This is a genomic window from Barnesiella sp. CU968, from assembly GCF_905219685.1.
GTDB lineage: Bacteria > Bacteroidota > Bacteroidia > Bacteroidales > Muribaculaceae > Lepagella > Lepagella muris_A.
Genome location: NZ_CAJMXD010000259.1, coordinates 1 through 4,186, shown reverse-complemented (window position 1 = coordinate 4,186; position 4,186 = coordinate 1). Strand labels below are relative to the sequence as shown.

The 4,186-nt window shown below is 41.5% G+C and carries 3 protein-coding genes; 2 read left to right on the top strand and 1 reads right to left on the bottom strand.

The genetic code is table 11. From position 1 onward, the window contains the following. The coding region (locus JX312_RS09830) for a M3 family metallopeptidase (RefSeq protein ID WP_204457866.1) at window positions 1–2,042 on the top strand (2,042 nt) is incomplete at its 5' end. A 40-nt stretch (window positions 2,043–2,082) separates the two neighbouring features. Here the strand turns inward: JX312_RS09830 and JX312_RS09825 are convergent. After that, a complete protein-coding gene (locus JX312_RS09825) occupies window positions 2,083–3,309 on the bottom strand; it encodes an RsmD family RNA methyltransferase (protein ID WP_204457865.1) in 1,227 nt (408 codons plus the stop codon). 305 nt (window positions 3,310–3,614) lie between these two features. Between JX312_RS09825 and JX312_RS09820 the strand changes: the two genes are divergently transcribed. After that, the coding region (locus JX312_RS09820; protein ID WP_204457864.1) for an N-acetylmuramoyl-L-alanine amidase at window positions 3,615–4,186 on the top strand (572 nt) is incomplete at its 3' end.

Genomic DNA, 4,186 nt, shown 5'->3' with positions numbered 1-4,186 from the left:
ATCTTCCATTCGGCACTATGCCTCTTTCAAAACTGACCCCGGAGCAATATGAAGAGGGGGTGCTTGAAGGAATCAGGCTGCAGAATCAGGAAATCGATGCAATTACAAAGCAGCGCAGCGTTCCTACATTTGAGAACACTATTGTTGCGCTCGACAGAAGCGGTGAGATTCTCAACAGGTCCATCCTTGCTCTGTCTAATCTTGAAAATGCCTCAGGCGACACAGTTATAATGGCTGTAGTAGCCAGGGTAACACCCATTCTTTCAGAGCATTCCTCAAATATAATGCTTAATACTCAACTGTGGGAGAGAGTGAAACAGGTTTATGACAACAAAGACAAAGATATCAGTCTTACACCTGAAGACAAACGGCTAATCGAAAAAACTTATCTGGGATTTATACTCTCCGGTGCAGACCTGAAGGGCTCTGACAGGGAGAAATTTCGCAGATTGAATTCGGAACTTTCTGAACTGACAGTAAAGTATGGACAGAATGTCTCAAACGCAATGAAAGAGCCATCCCGAAGAATGTGGCTTAAAAAAAGCGATCTGACAGGTATCCCGCAATCGGTGGCGGAATCTTACAGAGAAGCTGCAAGAGACGCTCTTGAACAGGAAGGAAAAGAGGATGATGGAGATTCATATCTTGTCACAGTGTTCGCACCGTCATATCAGCCATTCATGAAATATTCGGACAGACGTGATCTTCGAGAAAAATTATACAGACTTTTCAACAGCCGAAATAACGGTGGTGAATTCGATAACACGTTAATCCTGAGGGATATTGCTAACGTGCGTCTTGAGATAGCGCAAATAATGGGTAAGAAGAATTTCGCAGAATACCAGTTGCAGAATACAATGGCAAAGACTCCGGAGGATGTAATGGACTTTCTGGAGAATCTGCGAAAAGCTTATAGCGAACCGATGAAAGTCGAGCTTAAGGAAATAGAAGAATACGCCAGGGCATCAGAAGGAAGTGAATTCAAGCTTGCTGCATGGGATTATTCTTACTGGGCAGACCGTCTGAAGAATGAACGTTATGCATTTAACGATGAAGACATGAAGCCATATTTTGAGCTTAACAATACAATCAAAGGAGTATTCGGACTTGCGACAAGACTTTATGGATACAAATTCAAGGAAACTGAGAAGATTGACAAATATCATCCGGATGTAAAGGTTTATGAGGTATATGAAAAAGACGGCAAACTACTCGGAATCCTATACGCTGATTTCTTTTATCGCGATGGCAAAAGTCCCGGTGCATGGATGACAGAATTCAGAGGTGAAACCAAAGATGACAACGGGAATAAGAACATCCCGCTGATTTCTATTGTATGCAATTTTTCAAAACCCGTGGGCAACAATCCTGTTCTTCTTACACCATATGAAGTTGAGACGTTCCTTCACGAGTTCGGTCACGCATTGCATGGGTTGTCATCCGAAGCAAAATATGCTTCGTTGAGCGGCACAAATGTTGATCATGATTTTGTTGAACTATTCTCACAGTTCAACGAAAATTATCTTACAGAGAAAGAATATCTTGACGGCTTTGCTAAACACTATGAAACCGGCAAGAAAATGCCTCAGGATTTGATCGACAGGTTTGTTAAATCCGCTCAATTCGGAGCCGCATATGCTTGCATGCGTCAACTTGGATTCGGATATCTCGATATGGCATATCACACTCTTGAGACGCCACTTAGGGCATCAGCCGACCTTGAAGAGTTCGAAAAGAACGCGCAAAACCCTGTCAGATGTTTTGAAGCTGTAGACGGTTGCATGACCTCTCCGTCATTCGGACACATTTTTTCTGGGGGATATGCAGCAGGATATTATGGATATAAATGGGCAGAATCACTTGATGCCGATGCATTCAAGGCATTCAAAGAAACAGGAATATTCAATTCGAAGACGGCAGCCAAATTCCGTAAAATGCTTCAGGCTGGAGATACCGTAGACCCTATGGAACTTTATGTTGAGTTCAGAGGTAAAAAACCGACTGTAGACGCACTTATGGAGCGGGACGGTATAATTAAATAGGTATAATGACCGAATCATAACTGAAAGAGTCACGACTGAATTACTCAGTCGTGACTCTTTTGACTTTTGATGCAAGGCAAATCAAAGGTCGGTTATCGATTGCAGCCCGGAATGCATAAAGAAATTTATCATCTCCCTCCTTAACTCCGATTTTTTTTCGTAACACACACACATCCACAGGATAGTTTCTCGTTACCACATTGTATTTCTGACCTTTGATTGCCTTCAATTCTCTTTTATCCGGAATTGAATCAATTTTCAGCACCCTTCCGGGAAAATCATCATATAAGCATTCTGACACATAAAGAGACGTGTTATGTGAAACATGTTTTATACCCGGAAATCTCATACACAATGCCCCTGGAATCTTTAGTTTCATGACTCCGGCATTAGGCTCATAAAGATAACATCCTGAAGAGAAGTCGGATAGCTTTGCGATACCAGTGCCTGTCATTTTCAATTCGTTGTATGAGAAAGAGATGTCAGAAGCTATGCCGGCATCATCAAGGTCAACAATGCGGACTCCGCCAAACTTTTCATTCCGAGAGATCTCGACCAGAACCTCCTTGCATTCTCCCTTGGCACACACTATGTGAATGAATGAGGTGCATTCGATCTCTTTAAGAATTTGCGTGATATCAAGAAGAGGAGAGGATTTTATCAATATTCTGTCAGCTTTTTCACGCATCAACGACAAGAATTCAATCACATCAGGAGTACAATCCGAAAAAGAATATGTTCGTCGGCTGCTTGCATCCCTTCTTGCCGGATCAATAAATATCATATCAAATTTCCCTGCCGACCTGATAAAGTCGATACTGTCGCGACAATATGGATGAATACCTTGGATATCAAGAACCTCCGCATTATGATGCAACGCATCAATCTTATTTGGGTCGATGTCGCATGCTGTCACATCGTTTCCCCTCATCGCCATCGACATTGCATCAATCCCGAGCCCGGCAGTCATGTCAAGAATTTTTTTGCCGGAACCAGCCAAAGCTGCGTGATACTCGGCTACACGTTCATCGGAAGCCTGCTCAGATGAAATAAGATCCGGAAAAAGAAATTTTCTAAAGCATACGAACGACGGCAACTTGGAATAAGTCTTACGACGCGCCACAATCTGGTCTACGGCAAAATCGAGAGAATAGGGGAGAGTCTTGCCATGGTATCTCAATAACAACTTATTGATATCCTCTCGGGCATTCTCTTCAATGAAGCCGTATATCATTTCAATATCTGAATTATCAGTAACTAAAGACATGACGCGTTTCAACCTTATTCAAGTTATTTATTCAAGGAGTCGATTAATTGCGAACCCACATCAACCAATCGGCTTACAAGCAAAACTCCATTCAAATGCAAAGTTAGTATATTTTATTTATTTTACAGGCATCAGAATAATCTACAGTCGGTTTTTGCGTTAACAAAATTTAAATATTTTTTCAGGATGCGAAAAAAGAGGTATCTTTGCAGATAAAATTTTAAGACATGAATCTTAGACAACATATAAATATCGGTTCTTTAATCTTAATTTTCTCCTTATTAAGTGTTTATCCTCAACATAAAGTGTATTCAAACGATGCGCCCAAAAAGAAGGATGTATTCACAGTAGTCATTGATGCGGGTCATGGCGGACATGATTCCGGAGCAATCGGCAACAATGTTAAGGAAAAAGACATAAATCTTGGAGTCGCAAAGAAACTGGCTGCGAAGATAAAAAAACAGCTCAAAGATGTCAAAGTGGTCATGACGCGAGACAATGACACATTTGTCACGCTGCAGAACAGAGCGAAAGTCGCTAATGAAAACAAAGGCAACCTTTTTATATCGATTCATACAAATTCGTTAGACAAAAGCAACCCTAACAGAAAAAAAGTATCCGGAGCATCCGTATATGCTCTTGGACTTCATAAAGACCAAAGCAACCTTCAGGTCGCACGCCGCGAAAACTCTGTGATTGAGCTGGAAAAGAACTTCGAGCAAAAATACAGTGGTTTTGATCCTTCAAAAGATGAGTCTTATATTATATTTGAGATGGCGCAGAAAAAGAATCTGGGACAGAGTCTGAAATTCGCGGATCTTGCTCAAAAGAGTCTTGTAAAAGAGGCAAAAAGGGCTGACAGGGGGGTGAAGCAAGC

Coding starts and splice junctions, on each gene's coding strand:
- JX312_RS09825 (WP_204457865.1), bottom strand. CDS start 3,309: ATGTCTTTAGTTACTGATAATTCAGATATTGAAATGATATACGGCTTC.